14 protein-coding genes are annotated in these 17,751 nt (G+C 43.8%); 3 read left to right on the forward strand and 11 right to left on the reverse strand.

Going from position 1 to position 17,751, the window contains the following annotated elements; genetic code table 11:
* Positions 1 to 56: 56 nt before the first annotated feature.
* Complete coding sequence (locus NSU15_RS30110) at positions 57 to 1,079, forward strand: hypothetical protein (protein WP_076120382.1); 1,023 nt, start codon at positions 57 to 59, stop codon at positions 1,077 to 1,079.
* A gap of 65 nt (positions 1,080 to 1,144) precedes the next feature.
* On the opposite strand, the gene NSU15_RS30115 is transcribed toward NSU15_RS30110, so the two are convergent.
* The 9 genes from NSU15_RS30115 to NSU15_RS30155 form a co-directional block, all read right to left on the reverse strand.
* Positions 1,145 to 1,621: a YiaA/YiaB family inner membrane protein gene (locus tag NSU15_RS30115; RefSeq protein ID WP_339288617.1), complete on the reverse strand. Its 477-nt coding sequence runs from the start codon at positions 1,619 to 1,621 to the stop codon at positions 1,145 to 1,147.
* A gap of 190 nt (positions 1,622 to 1,811) precedes the next feature.
* Complete coding sequence (locus NSU15_RS30120; RefSeq protein ID WP_339288618.1) at positions 1,812 to 2,096, reverse strand: alpha/beta-type small acid-soluble spore protein; 285 nt, start codon at positions 2,094 to 2,096, stop codon at positions 1,812 to 1,814.
* Positions 2,097 to 2,120: 24 nt separating this feature from the next.
* A complete protein-coding gene (locus tag NSU15_RS30125) occupies positions 2,121 to 2,306 on the reverse strand; it encodes a hypothetical protein (protein WP_339288619.1) in 186 nt (61 codons plus the stop codon).
* A gap of 1 nt (position 2,307) precedes the next feature.
* Positions 2,308 to 3,900 carry an ABC transporter substrate-binding protein gene (locus NSU15_RS30130; protein ID WP_339288620.1) on the reverse strand — a complete coding sequence of 531 codons (1,593 nt, stop codon included), beginning with the start codon at positions 3,898 to 3,900 and terminating at the stop codon, positions 2,308 to 2,310.
* Between the two features lie 53 nt (positions 3,901 to 3,953).
* Entirely contained in the window at positions 3,954 to 4,835 is an 882-nt protein-coding gene (locus NSU15_RS30135; protein ID WP_339288621.1) for a carbohydrate ABC transporter permease, read from the reverse strand.
* Between the two features lie 39 nt (positions 4,836 to 4,874).
* Entirely contained in the window at positions 4,875 to 5,795 is a 921-nt protein-coding gene (locus NSU15_RS30140; RefSeq protein WP_042192982.1) for an ABC transporter permease subunit, read from the reverse strand.
* A gap of 169 nt (positions 5,796 to 5,964) precedes the next feature.
* A complete protein-coding gene (locus NSU15_RS30145; RefSeq protein WP_339288622.1) occupies positions 5,965 to 7,545 on the reverse strand; it encodes a response regulator in 1,581 nt (526 codons plus the stop codon).
* A gap of 5 nt (positions 7,546 to 7,550) precedes the next feature.
* Positions 7,551 to 9,287 carry a sensor histidine kinase gene (locus tag NSU15_RS30150; RefSeq protein ID WP_339288623.1) on the reverse strand — a complete coding sequence of 579 codons (1,737 nt, stop codon included), beginning with the start codon at positions 9,285 to 9,287 and terminating at the stop codon, positions 7,551 to 7,553.
* 98 nt (positions 9,288 to 9,385) lie between these two features.
* On the reverse strand, positions 9,386 to 9,820 hold the full coding sequence (locus NSU15_RS30155) for an Lrp/AsnC family transcriptional regulator (protein WP_339288624.1): 435 nt from the start codon (positions 9,818 to 9,820) through the stop codon (positions 9,386 to 9,388).
* Positions 9,821 to 9,979: 159 nt separating this feature from the next.
* Here NSU15_RS30155 and NSU15_RS30160 point away from each other — a divergent pair, with 159 nt between their 5' ends.
* Complete coding sequence (locus NSU15_RS30160; RefSeq protein WP_339288626.1) at positions 9,980 to 10,462, forward strand: VOC family protein; 483 nt, start codon at positions 9,980 to 9,982, stop codon at positions 10,460 to 10,462.
* Here the strand turns inward: NSU15_RS30160 and helD are convergent.
* Both helD and NSU15_RS30170 read right to left on the reverse strand, forming a co-directional pair.
* Positions 10,426 to 12,849, reverse strand: a complete 2,424-nt coding sequence (gene helD, locus NSU15_RS30165; RefSeq protein WP_339291525.1) for an RNA polymerase recycling motor HelD — start codon at positions 12,847 to 12,849, stop codon at positions 10,426 to 10,428. The two genes, NSU15_RS30160 and helD, sit on opposite strands and share 37 nt — an antisense overlap.
* 296 nt (positions 12,850 to 13,145) lie before the next feature.
* A complete protein-coding gene (locus NSU15_RS30170; protein ID WP_339288628.1) occupies positions 13,146 to 17,276 on the reverse strand; it encodes a glycosyl hydrolase 53 family protein in 4,131 nt (1,376 codons plus the stop codon).
* Between the two features lie 245 nt (positions 17,277 to 17,521).
* Between NSU15_RS30170 and NSU15_RS30175 the strand changes: the two genes are divergently transcribed.
* On the forward strand, positions 17,522 to 17,728 hold the full coding sequence (locus tag NSU15_RS30175) for a hypothetical protein (RefSeq protein WP_339288630.1): 207 nt from the start codon (positions 17,522 to 17,524) through the stop codon (positions 17,726 to 17,728).
* Positions 17,729 to 17,751: the final 23 nt, after the last annotated feature.

A 17,751-nucleotide genomic window follows, 5' to 3' on the forward strand; every position in this document is an offset into this window, starting at 1 on the left:
CTCCAACTCACGTTGAATATTGCATACACATTCAAACAAAGGGAGATGTTCCGACAATGAGTGCTTATGATGTGCATATCGGCAAGCTAATCAGTGGAAGACGGGAATTGGATGGCAGTGGAAGCTATATCCTCTGTACCCCCGATAAGAAAATCATCGAGATGGATTCGATCAGCTCGACTGATGGTATCGTTGTGAGTTCCAAAGACGTTGAAGAAGCCTTATATGAGTTTTGTAAATCTGCTTTGAGGAATTATATCGCAGAGGGGAACAACAAGGATGTCTACACCTTTTCCATTTATACGGATACGTATCACGGAGACTATCTAATTTACATCAACAATCTGGAGTGTTTGAACCAAAGTGTGGAGGACGCCCTTGAACATAATCGTCAGCGGTATCTTGAAAGAAAAAACGACCACTATAACTTGGCCCGCGAGCAACTTTATCAGGAATTCAAATACGCAGAAGGTGACTACACATTCATGTATGAAGAAATACCTGAGCGGCTTCAGAAGTGGCTGAGTATTCTCTACTGCATCAACATGGACGAGCCCCGATATCTCGCAATCGAAGAAAACTATATGTTGGAGAAAACACTTGGAGATTCCCAGCTCTTCCTGATAGCCATTGATGTGATTCATCGTTTGGAGCATGACCTTCAGCAGCTCAATCGTACCGATGATTTCATCGCCTACGTCTCTGCGGCGGATGGGGTCGGAGGGGATTTTCTCACCACCAGTCAGTTGCTTCGAAAATGCGTTAGCGAGGAGCAGCTATATAAGGCGATGCCTAATGTAAACGAGAAGGACAAAGCCTTCCAGGTAGCCGTCAACGCAGTTCAGCAGAAACCGCTTAAAGGGCAGGTTCTTCATTGGGTTACTGTCATCGAGCAGGGTGAATTCGGTGAGGGCAGCCCTTACAGCTTCTGGAAAACCGACTACGAAGCGTACGAACAAATGATTGGACTCGGCGAACCGGCTGTCTCTTATATCAGAGAGCATTTGAATGGCGAACTGAAACAGGATACGAGGATGATTCTGGAAATGGTGCTGGAGGATTTGGATAAGAGATTTTAAAATAAAAAGGAGCTTCGTCACTACTCACGAAGCTCTTCTTTATAATCTATGATAATTGTCCCTCTTTATCCTTGAATGTCCCTCCTGGCATCTTGCTCGGCGAGAATCTCTTTGTCCTCGGCGTTATCTCTCGTCACTTTCTGAACGCCAACGGCGCTATATGAAATCAACAGAATAACAGCTATATAATACCCCTTTACATTCAATTGAAACGGAGCATTGTAAAGGCCAATAAAGAACATTGCATACCCAATCGCCAAACCCGCAAAAGCCATAATTGTGAAAGCCGCTGTATTTCTCATCCTGTGTTTCGGATTTTCCAGCTTCATTTCTTTATCCTCCGAATTGTCTCTAACGACCTTTTGCACAACGATACAGGTAATCGTAATTAACACCATACATAGCAAATAATACCCTTTTACATTCAATTCCCAATCGTCGTTGTACACCCCCAAGCAGAATAGAAAAAGACCTGCAGCCAATGCAAAATACGATACCCCCGTGAAAGCAGCCGTGTTACGTTTACGATATCTCTGATTCATCCGACGATTCCTCTCCCAATACAGAATTGAATGGCGTTATATCCTTCTTCACTATACCGTGGAACATCGGTAAAATTCTACCATTAATTAGGTTGTTTTGGGAAAACGCAAAGAAGACGGTCTCCGTCCCAGGCAAATTAGGACTAAAGCCGCCTCCCATGATTACTGCAACATTATGATTAGAAAAATGCTATTCCCTCTCCTGGTCCACCAATTGCTGCTGTGCTAGACGAATCATTTCGCGAACCATCGATCCACCAATTTTACCGCCGATCTGACCCACCGATTCTGTACTCAAATGTCCATTCTCACCGTGTTCCAATGGGATACCAAGTTCTTTTGCGACTTCGTATTTCACATCATCAGGCCGTTCCGGATCTACATCATAACCCTCGCGCCGCATTACCTCGGCTTTAAACATTTGCATTCCGCGATTGACTCCCGGTACTGCATATTTCCTGTTTCTTCTGGACATCCCTTATCCCCTCCTAAACATGTTTTAAGTAACATGCCCGGAAAGCGGAACCTCCACCCCTGTTGATTTGCTCCGATTATTTCCAAGCAGGGCGCTGAAAGGCCAACTGCCAGCTGTCCAATAGCGACTTGACTTCATATTCGGACGATCCTCAAAAACAGGAAGACCCGGCAGCCATTTCATGACCGTTGGGTCTTCCTTATCCTGCATCTTATTTATTCGCTAAGAAAGCATCGATTTGAGCTTGCAGCTCGGTTTGAATTTTATCAATACCAGCTGATTTCAGCTGCTTGTTCAGATCTGCAAGACCTTTGTCGATATCTTTAATTACGCCGTACTCCAGCGGAATGGCATAACGTAACATCACGTTGCCCACATTGGCAATTTCCGTCTTCACTTTGCTATTGTCGAATACAAAGGTTTCAAGCGCATAGTGGTAGACGTTGGCTTCCCAGCCCTTGGCCAGATCGTTAGCTTCTTGCGGGAATGCTTCATTGTCAAGGTTGAGCGGCGAATTGAAGTTCCAATTAGAGAAGCCGGTAAAGTTCGGATTTTTGTCGAGTGCTTTATATTTGGTGTCGCCAACCGGTTCATAGTGCACGCCGCTAATGCCGTACATCATCAAGTCGTGCAGTTCTTTATCATTCTGCATCAGATCGATCAGCATTAAGGAGCGTTCTACATTTTTGGAAGTCGCATGGATCGACGTACCGTTTTGTGTAGAAATAGCCACTGATTTTTTCTTGCCTTGGTTGATGTCAGCCAGTGCCACTTCATAGGGAGAATTTTCTTGGCGCATCAAAGCCATGAGTGATCCAAGCGTACCATTATTGTGCGTAATCGAGGCAGTTTTACCTGCTTTAAAATCCGCCTGATGATCGTTTTTGCTATTTAGAACGTTTTTCGACCAAGCATTGTTATCGGCAAGATCTTTGTAATACACGAGCAGATCTTTAAACTCTTGCGTTTCATAGACGTTAAAGACTTTGCCCGTTTCATCGGTTAATTTGAAGGCAAACGGAAGGTCGAGGTCAAACATATTCCATTCAGTTTGCTGCTTCAGTAATACACGGTCCAAATTATGATACTTCCAGTCTCCTGTTTCCGGAGTGAAAGGTGTTATTCCTTTTTCCTTTTCTGCTATCGTTTTCAAATAAGTAGCATATGCTTCTGGACTATTGATTTCAGGAAGATTGTATTTCTTACGCAAATCTTCACGATACAGAATCAGCTTTTCAACAGACTCCCCTCTATTTTGCGGAACCATGTACAGCTTTCCGTTTACTTTTGCCTGATCCCAACTCACATCAGACATAGCTGCTTTAGTTTGCGGCATATATTTGGTGAGCAGCTCATCGGTCAATTCCAGAAATCCGCCCTTAAGCGCCTGGTCATTATAGCCGGCCCAGTTTGCCGAATAGATAAGGTCAAAATCTTCATTTGCTGCCAGCTTCAGTGGGTATTTTTGAGCCCAGTCAGACCAGTCTAAGAACTCGCCTTCAAGGGTCGCATTAATTTTTTCTTTCAGCTTTTTGTTAATCTCAGCAAACACGCTATCATAGTCTATGGGTTTAGGCCCAACAAAAATCATTTTTAGCTTTACTTCTTTAGAGGTGTCGATGGTATCTGAAGCTTCGGCTGCATTTGTTGCACTCGCCGTTTCTGTAGGTTCACTTGTTACCTCAGAGGCATTATTTGTAGCCTTAGCGGGCGCATTGGCATTGTTGTTGCCGCCACATGCGCTCAAAATCATTACGAAGGTTAAAACGAGTGCGAGCATAATGAATCTATTTTTTCTCAGCATTTCAAGCCTTCCCCCTTGTATTCATTATATTGATAAACCGGATTTCCCCGGATTCATCCTTTCACAGCGCCAATCGTCAAGCCTTGAACAAAATACCTCTGAACGAATGGATAAGCTAACAAAATCGGACCAGTGGCCACAACCGTCATTGCCATCTTCAAGCTCTCGCTTGGGATTGATGTGGTTACGACTGCCCCTGCACCCATCATGGCTTTTCGCATGCCGTCCATATTACCAAGCATTTTGTACAAATAATATTGCAGCGGCATCAGCTTCTCATCAGAAATAAATAGAAGGGCATTATACCAGTCGTTCCAATAGGCAAGGGCCAGAAACAAACCAATAGTAGCTAGCGCCGGCTTGGAAAGAGGCAAGATTAGACGAGCGTAGATCTTAAAATCGCCTGCACCGTCAATTTTAGCCGATTCTACGATTGCTTCCGGAATGCTGCCCATAAAAGACTTCATAACAATGATGTAGAAGACGTTGAGCATCATCGGAATTACTAAAGCCATTAGTGTATCTTTTATATGGAGGTAGTTGACCATAAGCAGATACCACGGAACCAGACCGCCATTAAATAAAGTTGTAAAGAAGAAGAAGAACGAGAATTTATTACGCCACTTGAAATCTTTTCTGGATAGCGCATAAGCCGTCATCGAAGTCAGAAACAAGCCAAACAATGTGCCTATTAAAGTAACGCCTATGGTCACCATATAGGCTTGAATCATCTGGTCGGGATACTTGAATAAAATGCTGTAGGCTTCTGTTGAAAAGGCTGTAGGTATAAATTGATAGCCATCTGTTAATATTTTTGACTCTTCCGTCAGCGATGAAGATACGACAAGTATAAACGGGAATATACATAAAATTGCGAGAAAGATTAGGGATACATAACCAATACCCGAGAATATTTTACGATCGAGCTGCTTCATATCGTTACCTCCATTATGAAAACTGTACCTCTGATGCGGTTAGAATAAGGCGCGGTCTTTATCGTATTTACGAACAGCATAGTTCACAGTCATGATCGTTGCGAAGCCAAGAACGGACTGGAAAACGCCAGCCGCAGCCGACATGCCGATATCATTCGAAGTAATCAGCGATCTGAACACGAAAGTATCGATAACGTCCGTCGAAGAGAACAACAAACCGTTATTGCCGATCATGTTATAAAACATCCCGAAATCACCGCGGAAAATATTCCCGACCGCCAGCAGCACCAGAATAATAATCGTCGGGTAAAGATTTGGAATCGTCACTTTCCGGATCCGCTGAAAAATATTGGCGCCATCGATTTCAGCTGCCTCATACTGTTCAGTATCTATGCCCGTAATCGCGGCCAAGTACATTACCGTTCCGTATCCAAGGCCTTTCCAGGCGGAAACGAGAACTAGGATATACGGCCAATAGGCAGGCGTATTGTAAATATCAATAGGTTCTAGCCCGAGTCCTCTAAGGAGTGCGTTCACAGTACCAATATCATAATTGAGCAGGTTATAGGCAATCGCGCCGACAACTACCCATGAAATAAAGTAGGGAAGAAACAACGCCGATTGCGTAATTTTGCGGAACCATTTGCCGCCAACCTCAAACAACATAATCGCTGCAAAAATTTGCAAAGAGTTATTCACAACGATGAATGCAATATTGTACAATGCTGTATTTCGTGTTACCCGCCAGGCATCCCCTGATTCAAAGAAAAAGCGGAAGTTATCGAGTCCGTTCCAGGCGCTCCCAAAAATACCGCCCGCGTAATCATAATGCTTGAAGGCAATAATAATACCCGCCATTGGGACATAGGCAAACAAAAGAAAAAAAGCAACCGCCGGAGCCAGCATCAGCAACAGAACCCTATAGTTTTTTAAATCGCTCCAAAATGTATGCCCTTTCATCTTTGCACCCCTTTCTTCTCTATATCTCTCATTATAAAAGGACGCCAGCGGTGAGATAATTCAGCGAAACAACTAAACATAATACTAATTCAACGATTCATAAAGAATTTCGATAAAAAAGAAGCCCCTGTTCCATATAGAACATGAGCCTCCTCAATAAGAAATCGATTCAGATTTTATTTTTCTTCCGGTATTCGCCGGGCGACATGCCCATATATTGCTTGAACTGCCTATTGAAATAAATAATGTTCTTATATCCGGCTTGTTCCGCAATCTCATATACTTTCTTCGTCGGGTCCTCAAGCAGCTCGCATACCCGTTTCATACGCAATTCACTTAGAAAATCGCTAAATAAACTATTGGTTTCCACCTTGAACAAATGCCCCAGATAGTTAGGTGTAAAATCGAAATGTGCCGCGACTTCGTTCAGTGTTATTTTTTGATCTAATCTTTCTTTCACATACTCCGTGATTTCATCAATTAACTTGCGCTTTTGCCTTTGGCGTTTCAAATATAGCAGTTCAGACAGTTCAAAGAATCTTCTTCTCAGCCACGAAAGGATATCATGCACCGTTTCGAACTGAAACAGCACAAAAGGATGATGAGAATCCCAGTTCAAAATCTCGTACAAATGCTCATTCATTTGCTGCAGATCAGCATGAAGCTTAGAGGTAATCCGGATAATGATATCGTAGATGTCATTTTTCTGGGAGATCGGGCTGTCTCCGGCAAACAGCTGAAGCAAGCAATCATCAATAGTGGTAAGGTCGTAGTCGAGCATAGCCTTAAGCATCCGATCCACAATAACCTCTAAATCCGAAGCCATCTTTTCCTTTGGAGACCATTCCGAGGCATCTTGGATCAGCCTATTCTTCCCTACGATCCATTTAATGCTTAAAGCGGCCTGCGCCTGCCGATAGGAGTCATGTAGCTTCTCCGGGTCGGTCGTGTACATTCCTCTTCCGATCGTAATCGAACAAGAAAACTCCTGATAGAACGCCCGAATCAACCCTTCCAGCAAAGCTGTAAAATATTGTTCCTGAACCGCAGCAAGGATCACAAAGCGATAGTCATAAGTCGTAATCACCATGCCCAAACTTTGATCCTGAGCAAACTTTCGGATAAACTGATTGGCAGTGCTGCTCCATAAACTCCGCTCTTCTTCCGTCCAGGTTTGGATTCTCCGCGCCATGTCGTCGATCTCAATGATGGCAACCGCCGATGCACCTTGTAAGTATGGCTTGAGAACGTTGTGAATGTGCGTTTCAACCTGTCCCGGTGCAGCCTCGTTAAACCAACGCAGCAGCAGCTCCTGATTAACAAGCGTCAGCGTTTCCGACAAGGAAGTACGCTGCTTCCTCTCTTTATCAATTTTGGTACAGAGTTCGGTCAGCGTCTTGTTCAGCTCGTCATCATCAACCGGCTTAAGCAAATAACTGTATGCGTTCAATTGAATCGCTTCTTTGGCATAATTAAAATCCTGGTGTCCGCTAATAAAAAGAATTTGGACCTCAGGGTTGATCTCCTTCGCTTTTCGCGCAAATTCCACGCCGGACATAATCGGCATGCCGATATCAGAGAGAATGATATCAATAGGATATTGCTCCATCATTTTCAGAGCGGCAAATCCACTCGTGGCCGTTCTCACGCTATGCAAAGGCAAATGATCACTGCCAGCCACACGCCGTCTGAGCCATTCCAAATCGATTACTTCATCATCCACCAGCAGAACATTGATCTCCACCGCCATAATTCTCACTCCCCCATAACTTCCCTGATTTCCGCATTATCCACCGGCAAAATAATTTGGACTGTCGTTCCCGCTCCAAAGTAGCTACCGATTCGAATACCGAAATCGCTGCCGTACCTCAGCTTAATTCGTTCCTCCACGTTTCTCAGGCCGTAGCTGCCTGGTTGGTATGCGCTTGATCGCATTTTTCGAAGTGTCTCCGGTCGCATGCCAATCCCGTTATCAATAACTTTGAGTTCGATGCGGTCACCCAGCCGCTTTCCGGTAATACGAATCGCAATGGTCTCCCCGAACCAGGCGTGCTTGAATATATTCTCCACAAACGGCTGCAAAATCAGCTTGATAATAGGAACCTGTAAAATTTCCGGATCGACATCATAATAAACCTCAAAGGCATCCGCATATTTTACTCTCTGGATTTCCAGATACATCCTCACCTGCTCCAGCTCATTTTCAAGGGAGATATATACATGCCCATCGTTCAATGTGAGCCGATAAAATTTGGAAAGGCCTTGTACCATCTGCGTAACCTTCTCCACTTCCCCCAAATTAGCCAGACTGCCAATGGTCGAAAGCGTATTGTACAAGAAATGTGGACTGATCTGGGCTTGGAGTACATCCAGCTCTGCTTGCTTTTTCTGAATGCCCTGCACATAGACGTTCCGGATGAGCTCCTGAATGCTGGTCGCCATTTGATTAAAGCTATTCGCAATATATACAAATTCATCGTTGCCCGGAAATCCGATTCTTTTATAAAAATTACCCTCCTGAAACGATCGGACCAAATACACAATCCGCTTGATTTTCTTACCAGATATACGTGCAACTAGAAAGCCGATAATAGCCATCACCAAAAAACTGATGGAACAAACAGTGCTGATCACTTTCCGCATTCTACTAGCGTCTTTGTTCAAATAAGAGTGGGGTACACGCGCCTCAATGACATAGCTTGATACCGGAATATCTTCACTAATAATTAAATATGCGTCTTGTTTCGTATTTTCGGCAGCAGCACCCTGTTCATACATAGTCATTCCTGTAGCCCTGTCCAACAGACGAAGTTCAATCCCCTGTTCAATCGGAAAGGTATCAAAATTACCAAAAAGCTCATCAATCCTCGCCGTAACGCGAATATATCCGATAATAGCAGGTGCTGCCTTGGAAGAAACAAGCTTGCGAAAATATGAAATATTGCCTAGTTCACGGTCGATGTCCGCTTGAAGCCACAAGCTGTCTTTGTTATTCGCAACGATCGACTTAAACCACTCCGTATTCTTGATCACCTGATCAGAAAGAACATAATAATCACTTCTGCCAATGGGCGTCGACATATCATCACCGGTAATTTCAAGCATCGTCTCATTGACGGTAAAAAGCGCAAGTCTCAGCTTGTTTCCATACAATTGCAGAGGAGCCTTCATATAAGGAACGATATCATCTCTCATTTTGAGCATATTTTCCAAGGGATCTCCCCTGAATTGAAGAGCATTCTGAAAATTCGTATTTAGAAACAGCGAGTTGGTCATACGCTTGATTTCGTCTGTCTGGTATTCGATGTTGTTCCTCGTCTGCTTTAATGCGGTCCGGACATTGGTTTCCGCCATTTCAGTCCTGGACTCTACGAGCATTGTATAGGCTATATAGCCAACCAGCACATCTGTCAGCAATACAAGAATGAGATACGGAATCATCATCTTGTATGTGAATGGAATATACTTTTTACTAGACAGTTTCCTCTCCATGCGCATGCTCCCTTATATACGTATCAACACGACTGCTATTTTGACTCATTCAAACGAAAAGAAAGCGGTTACTATATCTTGTAATTGGAAACTTAGCTTTAGAGCAGCAATCTGTTTTCCAAAATATTTTTCAAGCTGATATGAGATTTGGAGGGTCCGAACTTTATAAGGTGATCTTGAAATTCAGCAACCGCTTCAATTGATGAGGTCTGTACCTTAATCAGATAATTATATTCTCCACTAATGCGGAACAAATCGGTAACTTCCATAGCATTGTTACAAAAATCGGTGAGCTCTTGGCAATGTTCTGTTTTGATTAGAATAAAAGTAGTCGTACCCCGGTTCAAATCCCGCAAATTAAAAGCTGTATGATACCCCGAAATGATGTTCTTTTCCTCCAACTTAATGATTCTTTCTTTAACGGATGGTTGTGACATCGAAACCTCTTTGCTGATTTGTGAAATGGGCATTCGGGCATTGTATTGCAATAATTGCATAATCTTTTTATCAATATCATCCATAAGATGCTCCATATCAAGCGCCTCCTAACGTTATTTAATAAAATAAACTCTTTCGTCTAAAATACCTTATATTCAATAACCATGTCAGTATAAAACACTTATCTTATATATGTATCACCTATTTTAATCCAACTATAATAAATAGTACATTAGATATAGGAGCGATTAAAGATGAGCGTAAAAAGCCTTGCACATATAGCGATTCAAGCTAAAGATTATAAAGCAACCCTATCATTTTATATTGACGTTTTGGGATTTAAGTTAGGTCATCATTGGAGTCTGCCATCCTTTCAAATCAAAGAAGCATGCATGCTGATTTCACCTGACCAGAAGACCTGCATTGAGATTTTTGATAACGATGCAGTGATCGCCGCTCAAGGAAAAAGAGCCTTATCTGAAGACGAAGTAGCTCACGGAGCGTTATTACATTTCGCCTTTTACGTGGATAATGTTGATGAAATGTACCAAAAAGCCCTTGCTCATGGAGCAAAGGCTTTTATAGAACCAGCTTCTCTTTCTCTTGGCGAGCCGTCTCTCCTGATCAAGAACGCGATCATCCACAGTCCGAATGGAGAAGTTATCGAATTTCTTGAAGAGGTTGATTTTGATATGTCTAATTACACTTCCTCATACAAAGAGGGATCCAAGGCTTGAATAAAGTAAGACCAGTCGCTTGTCGTGTACAGCAAAAGGCGATGCATCGCGCGCGTACAAGCTGTATAAAAGAGTTTACGCTCGCTCTCCCGATGATACGTCTGCGTAGAAGCATCGTAGATTAGCACCGCGTCGAATTCTACTCCCTTAGCAAGATATGCGGGAATAACCAACGTACCCTTCTCAAAGGTGAGCGTCTCCTTCGTAACAAGCCGCAGATTTTCGCAACCCTGTGCAGCCAATGCCTCATAGGCCTCGCGGCTTTCCGCAGCAGTCTTAGTAATAATGGCAATGGAGTCGAGACCTTCAGCTATAAGCGCAGTAAGATCCTCTTTTATTTGTGCCGCCCGCTGCACGTCGTTGCTAGCCTTCACAAGGTGCGGCTTTTCGCCGCCCCTTTCAAAAGGCACGATCTTTTCATTAGGTAGAAGCGCCTTCGTAAACTCTACAATTTCGCGAGTAGAACGATAGCTTCGAATTAGACGAAATAGACTCGTTTCCTCTTCACCATAGAGCCGTATCAAGGGAGAATCTACCTCTTGCAGATTCGTCGCTTGCGGGAATATCGCTTGGCTGAAATCACCCAGTACCGTCATGCTGGCGCGGGGAAACAATTGTTTGAGAAACGCGAATTGGAACGGCGAATAATCCTGTCCTTCGTCAATAAATAAATGCCGCACCATTGTATTCGTGCGAGAACCCTCAATAAGCTCTTTTAAATACAGGAATGGGGTCTCATCTTCATAAAACAGTTCGATACGGGTCAGCTTTTCCTTCGTTTGCTTACAGATTTCTAGCCATTGATCAGGCACTTCGGTCGCACCCGTCATTTTCTGATAAGTGGCTTCATCACTAAATAACTGCTCGTATAATCCAATTGTATCTATGAATTTTAACCGTTTGGCATCCCGTCTCAGCGGTTTGAAGTGCTCCTTCACGATCATACGGCGCAGCAGCTCTTCTTCCTGCGCACTAAAATCAAAGACGTTCTCTTCCCCGTCCTTCTGAATACGAAAATCGCCATAGATTTCAAGATACTGTTCCGTAAAATCGAAGACAGCTTCTTCTCGCCGGTACTTCTTAAGCACCTCACTGTAAGCTTCGGCATATTGATCGTTGTCGAGGTAATCGACTTCATCTTGAACCCAGGGCGCTCCCATTTCCTGACGCTCTAGCTTAGTCAGCTCACGCAGCAGCCATTCACGTAGTAAAGCGACGCGATTAGCCAATCGTATAGAGCTGTCGTAGCTGTAAAATTGCGATTTCATTTGCTCCGCAGTAATCAACTCGCGGTCCCGGAAACAGATATTGTGGAAGAGGATACCTTCTTTTCCTAACCATAACGCGTAGCTTTGAAGAGCATGCAAGAAAGCCTCAGAAGCCTTATATTGCATCCCCGTTAACCGTGCTTCATAGCCCTGCGAGGATTGTGACGTTAGTACATATTCAATTTGCTCGAAGGGGTCCTCTAGATGAACCGTGGCTCCAAGCCAATAAGCAAGATACTCCTGAAAGGTAGTTTGCTGCATATTCTCCTCACCGAGCTCAGGAAGCACCGTCGATACATAACTGTTAAACATCGGATTTGGCGAAAAAAGAACAATCTGGTCCGCCTTGAGCCTATCGCGGTGTTTGTATAATAAATAGGCTACCCGTTGCAGCGCTGCGGACGTCTTTCCGCTGCCAGCCGCCCCCTGCACAATAAGCATACGGCTCTTGTCATTGCGGATGATGGCGTTCTGTTCCTTCTGGATGGTCGCCACAATGCTCTTCATTTGTGAATCTGCGCCTTTGCCAAGCACCTGCTGAAGCAATTCGTCACCGATCGTTAAGCTCGTATCGAACACGTTCTGGAGCTGACCATAACGGATCTGATATTGCCGCTTCAGCATCATCTCACCTGTAATCTGTCCTCCCGGTGTTTCATAAGCGGATGGCCCCGGGGAATGGTCATAGTACATGCTTGCAATAGGAGTTCGCCAGTCATACACCAGAAAGTCCACACCGTCTGCATCGACGAAAGAAGCCACTCCGATATAAATTTTCTCACTTGCGCTCAAGCCGTCTTCTTGGAAATCCATTCGCCCAAAATAGGGGGACGGCAGTAGCCGTTTCATATTTTTAAAACGCTGTACCCGTTGCCGGTGACTGCGTTCCCGCTCGGAGAGCAACGCTTCTTGCTGCTTTATGCTGTAAAAGGTCTCCTCGAAATCTTCGTCTGTGCTCGTATTGACCGTGACTTCTTCCCAAAACCGCTTGCGAATGTCCACCACTTGATCACGTAGCCCAGTCACTTCTGGTTCTAGTTCTGCGATTCTTAATCGCAGCTTTTCCGTAACCAAACCAAGCCGCTCTTGTTCTTGCTGCCAATCCTTTACGTCTACCATCTTCACGAACACGCTCCTTTTCATTCTGGTTATAAAGAAGCAAAAATTAAAATTTGACAAACTGTTAATCCACATGGTATTATAATAGTGTAGATAAGATGTTACATTTATGTGTAAATACGTGAAATAAACAGTGATTATCTTATAATATCATGAACTTTGTTTGCATGCAAATTATTTATATAAGTAAGAGGAACCGGCTGGGTTTGCCGGTTCTTTTTTTATGTGATCAGCATGGTTGCACATAGCAAATAGACCGTCCTCGGACGGTCTATTTGCTTACTCAAGTAAGTTTACTATTTAGTTTGTAGCAGATTCATAATGATGGTTACTGCCTCTGCTCTTGTTGCGGTCTCATTTGGTGCAAATACATTACCGTTACGTCCGCTCACAATGCCTGATTTCTTCACGGCTGCAACCGCATCCTTTGCCCATGCAGGAATTTGGCTATCATCAGTAAAGCCTGTTGATGCCGCCGTTGTTAAATCTGCTCCTGCTGCTCTAGCGATCATAACTGCCAGCTCCGAACGTGTTATGCTCGCTGCCGGACGGAAGGTAACATCCTCATATCCGCGTATAATCTTCGCCTCTAAGGCTTGTGCAATGGACTTCTCGGCCCAAGCAGGAATTGTATCTGTGAAGCCCAGTTCTACACCATTTCCAGTAGGCTTCAGCGCATTCATCAGCATCACCGCAAATTCAGTGCGTGTCACCGTAGCATTCGGCTTGAACGTTCCGTCGGCATAACCCTTAACGATCCCTTCGCCCACCGCTCGCTTAATATTAGCCTCTGCCCAATGTCCCGAGATATCGCTAAATTGAGTCTCTGTTGTCAGTTCAGTAGATGTATTTGTTACCGGTAAACCAGTCGCTTGATCCACTACGAGTACAGCAAACTTCGTAAAGTGATCCACATCTGCAGCAATACGATTTCCATCTATTTTACCGCCATTAACTTTCACCCAGCTCTTCTTTACTTCATCATAATAAAAGATTGCTACAGTTTGGCCGCTCTTCACTTGTCCTGAATCGAACACAAAGGTTAGCGTGACTGGATTACTAAAGTTCTCCGCGAAGTTTTTTAGAACTTCATAGATCGGACTTACGAGAATCTCATGATTGCTAAGAAGACTCTGCGAATCGAGCACTTTCTCAATCGTTAATGTCAACTGCTTGCCTGAAGCATTAGCTGGAATAGAGATTACAAGCCCATTATCCAATCTGACCTCACCTGATTGACCTACCGGAAGCGTCAGCTTCCCATTGGAGGAGATAACCGGAAGTACGACATTAGAGGTACTAGCACCATCATTACCACCGTCTCCATTGCCATCAGAACCGTTATCTTGCGCAGCTCTCGTTATTGTTGCTGTGTATCTCGTACCTGTGCCATCTTGGGCAATTACGAATAACTCCACTCGGTTACTGCCTACTTCAAGGGGAAGCTCTATGCTTGTTGCCCCACTTGCCAAACTTATTGGACCAGCCACAAGTGTATTGGCACTATTGTACATACTTACTGTCAGGGTACCATAAACAGCATCGCTGGCCGTTGCCGTCACTGTGAAGTTAGATAAGGAATACGGTACACTCGCAGTATAATCGTATACACTTCCGCTCACCGTTTGATCCAATGTTATACCGCTCAAATTCAAGCTATTCAAGCTTGCACTAGAACTTAATGTTGTAAAAGTAATCTCCTGCCCATAGCTTACTCCGGTTGCATTTACTGCATAGGCACGTACATGATAGGTAGATCCAGATTGAAGTCCTGCAAGACTTACCGAAAAGGCTCCTGTTCCACCTGATTCAGCTATAGCTTTACCATCCTCAATTGTCGGAATGGCATTAGTAGAATATACGATTCCTCGCTCTGTAACCTTAGCGCCACCGTCCGAGGTGATGTTTCCTCCAACCGTAGCTGTCATAGAAGTGATATTTTGTACTTCTGCATCTGTATTAACAATAGCAGGTTCCTCAATGCCTTTGACAAAGCTTAGATAGAAATCATCAATGGTTCCCCATGCGCCGCCATCGGCTTTGATATTTGCTCCGATCGTTAGCGTTCCATCGGTAACGAGAATATCCCGAATCTCAGGATTATTCCACTGTGTCCATCCCTTCACACCAGTGTCTATTTTTACTTCTTTACCATCCGTTACAGCAAACAGATTCATGTTGGGGTTTACAGCATCTCCCCCTTGAATAAACATTGAAAGATTATAATATCCCGGCTTCAGCCCAGAAATGGTCTGCTCCACTCTAAAGTCCACTGCTTTCGCCGAGTAGAAATGTAGAGAGTAGTTGCCCGTCTTGGCATCTGAGACTTTGTTTTGGAAGTCTGTGTGTGGTTCTTTAGCGTTAGCATAGGTGATTTTCCACATGCTTCTATCGCTATTTTCAAAGCCAGCATTGACGATAAAGTTCTCTTTTTTAATGACTAGAAAAGCCTTAACCGTTTGACCGCCTTCTACCGTTCCACCGATCACATAGCTGCCCGCTCCCTGGCTAATAGCTTGCTCAAGCGCAACCTGATCCCACGTTACTGGAATCATTGCCGAACTTCCATCATTGTAAATAACACTTACGTCTTTCGGCAGATGGATTGGCTCCCCAGCAATCGCTGTGACGGTTACATCTTTTACTTCATCTACAGCAATCGGAGCAACAGCACCTGTATTAACGTATTTAAATACATTCAGTGAAGCAAGCGGATGTCCGTTAAAATCAAACAAAGCCTGATTGTCAACAGCACTTCCTCCGTACCATTCCCCTGCATCTTTTGGATCATATTCCTTGGCGTAGCTAGATGCCCAGCCTGAACCGTATTTTTCCCAAATCGACTTATTCTGCTCCAGATTATCTTTCGGACCTACCGGAAGCCATGCAGGTTCCCAATAAAATACACCTATTCCCGCTTCACCCACATTCGCAACAGCTTCGATCACGTCTCTAACCGAGTTGGCCTGACCTTGAACGCTGATAGGATAGTTTAGAGTTTGACCCGAGCTTTGAGGCGCTGTATTTCCGTGTCCATCTCCATCCTCAGCGGTATACGCGTACGAGGTTTCGGCTACCATTACTTTTTTTCCATAAGTATCAGCCACTTGCGTCAACACGGATGTCAAATTGCTTAAAGTGCCGTGCCAGAACGGATAATAAGAACTTGCAAATACATCATAGTCTACATTATTATTCTGCAAGGTTTTCGCATAGGAAGCATATCTGCCTGCCCCCTCAGGATTTGTAAAATGCAGAGCGATCAGAATATTAGAATCGATCTCTCGAATCGCTTTACTTCCCGCACTAAACAATTGGCTAATCTTCGTCCAATCAGATTCACCGACGAATTGTCCATTCGTTTCATTACCAACCTGAACCATGCCAACATCGATATCTGCATCAAGCAGGGCTTCCAGACTTACTTTGGTATATTCGTAAAGTGCAGTCTTCTTATCTTCAAAACTCAAGTTTGCCCACGCCTTAGGCGTATGCTGCTTGGCGGGATCGGCCCAAAAGTCTGAATAATGGAAGTCGACCAGTAGCTTCAGACCGTTTGCAGTCGCTCTTTTCCCGATTTCGATAGCGGTTGCCAGGTCATTATTACCACCGCCATAACCATTACCAGTTGTATCAAAAGGATCATTCCATATCCGTACCCGAACGTAGTTAACCCCGGCTTCATGTACGGTTGTAAATATATCCTGCACTTCTCCGTTTTCATTATAAAACTCGACTCCGCTATTCTCTAAAGAAATAATACTGGAGATGTCCACGCCCTTAATAAAATCAGGCTGAAGTCCTTCTACCTTCTTCACAAAAATATCTGCCGGCACCGGCTGGGTCGTATTCGTACTCAGCTGTTTCAACTCAAAGCTGTCAAGGAATCCATAAGCACTTGGAGCGCCACTTATGTTCGCACCAACCTCAAGGCTCGGGGTATCCTGCTTCAAGATAAATTTCAGGCTGAGCGTTCCCCAAGCATTATAGCCAGTGGTAGCAACAGCGGATGCCTTCTCGTCACCCGCAAACAATTCAACATTCCCTGTTTCCTTGTCAGTACCGCCCATCGACTTGACTGAGAGCTCATAGCTTCCCGCAGGGAGATTCGTTATGGTCTGCTTAAGCGCGATCGTCTGGTTTCCAGTAGCGGCTTTGTTCATCCAATATTTGAAAGCATGAGCTCCTTCATCTGGATTTAGCCAAGTATCATCGGCATATGCAAAATGCTTAATTTCTACTTGATCCCAATCTGCCGTATTTATAATCCATGATCCATCTTCCCAAAAATTCTCCTCGAAACCGCCATTTACTATTAACGAACTATTCGAATCTGCAGCCAAAGCACTCCTCATGTTGAATGAGAATGAACTTAACATCAACAACACTGCTAAAAAGATTGAGATACCCTTTTGATTAACTCGCATGTTCTGATCACCTTCCATTCTAAATTTTCAAATGCATATGTGTGCGTTCTAAGTTATGTAAGCACTTACAAACCAATATACCAATAGTTAAAATATTTAGTAACGGATGAAAAGAAAACATTTTGTATGCTTAGGCAAGCTTTATAGGCTTTAATCTTCATTTTCCACTATTCTGGAATAGATGATATTAAATAGATTTTAATCTCCATCTAATTATACAAGGGCCCTCAAGGAGGAAAAATCATTTGCTGGAAAACGAACTGGATATCAAAAAAGCGCAGAAAGACAACCCATTTGAAATCAAAACCACTCGCGTTGCTGTGGGAGAGACTTCTGTGCGTATTGCTTTAGCAGTTAAAGGCACTGCCGGGGCTTACAAAATAGATGCCAAAGGTAAAGTAGTTAAAAATTACAACAAACAACTGGAGATCAAAATTCCTCTAAAAAAATAATTGTTATCGCTGCAACAGAAGGG

The organism is Paenibacillus sp. FSL E2-0201, assembly GCF_037963325.1.
Lineage (GTDB): Bacteria > Bacillota > Bacilli > Paenibacillales > Paenibacillaceae > Paenibacillus_AQ.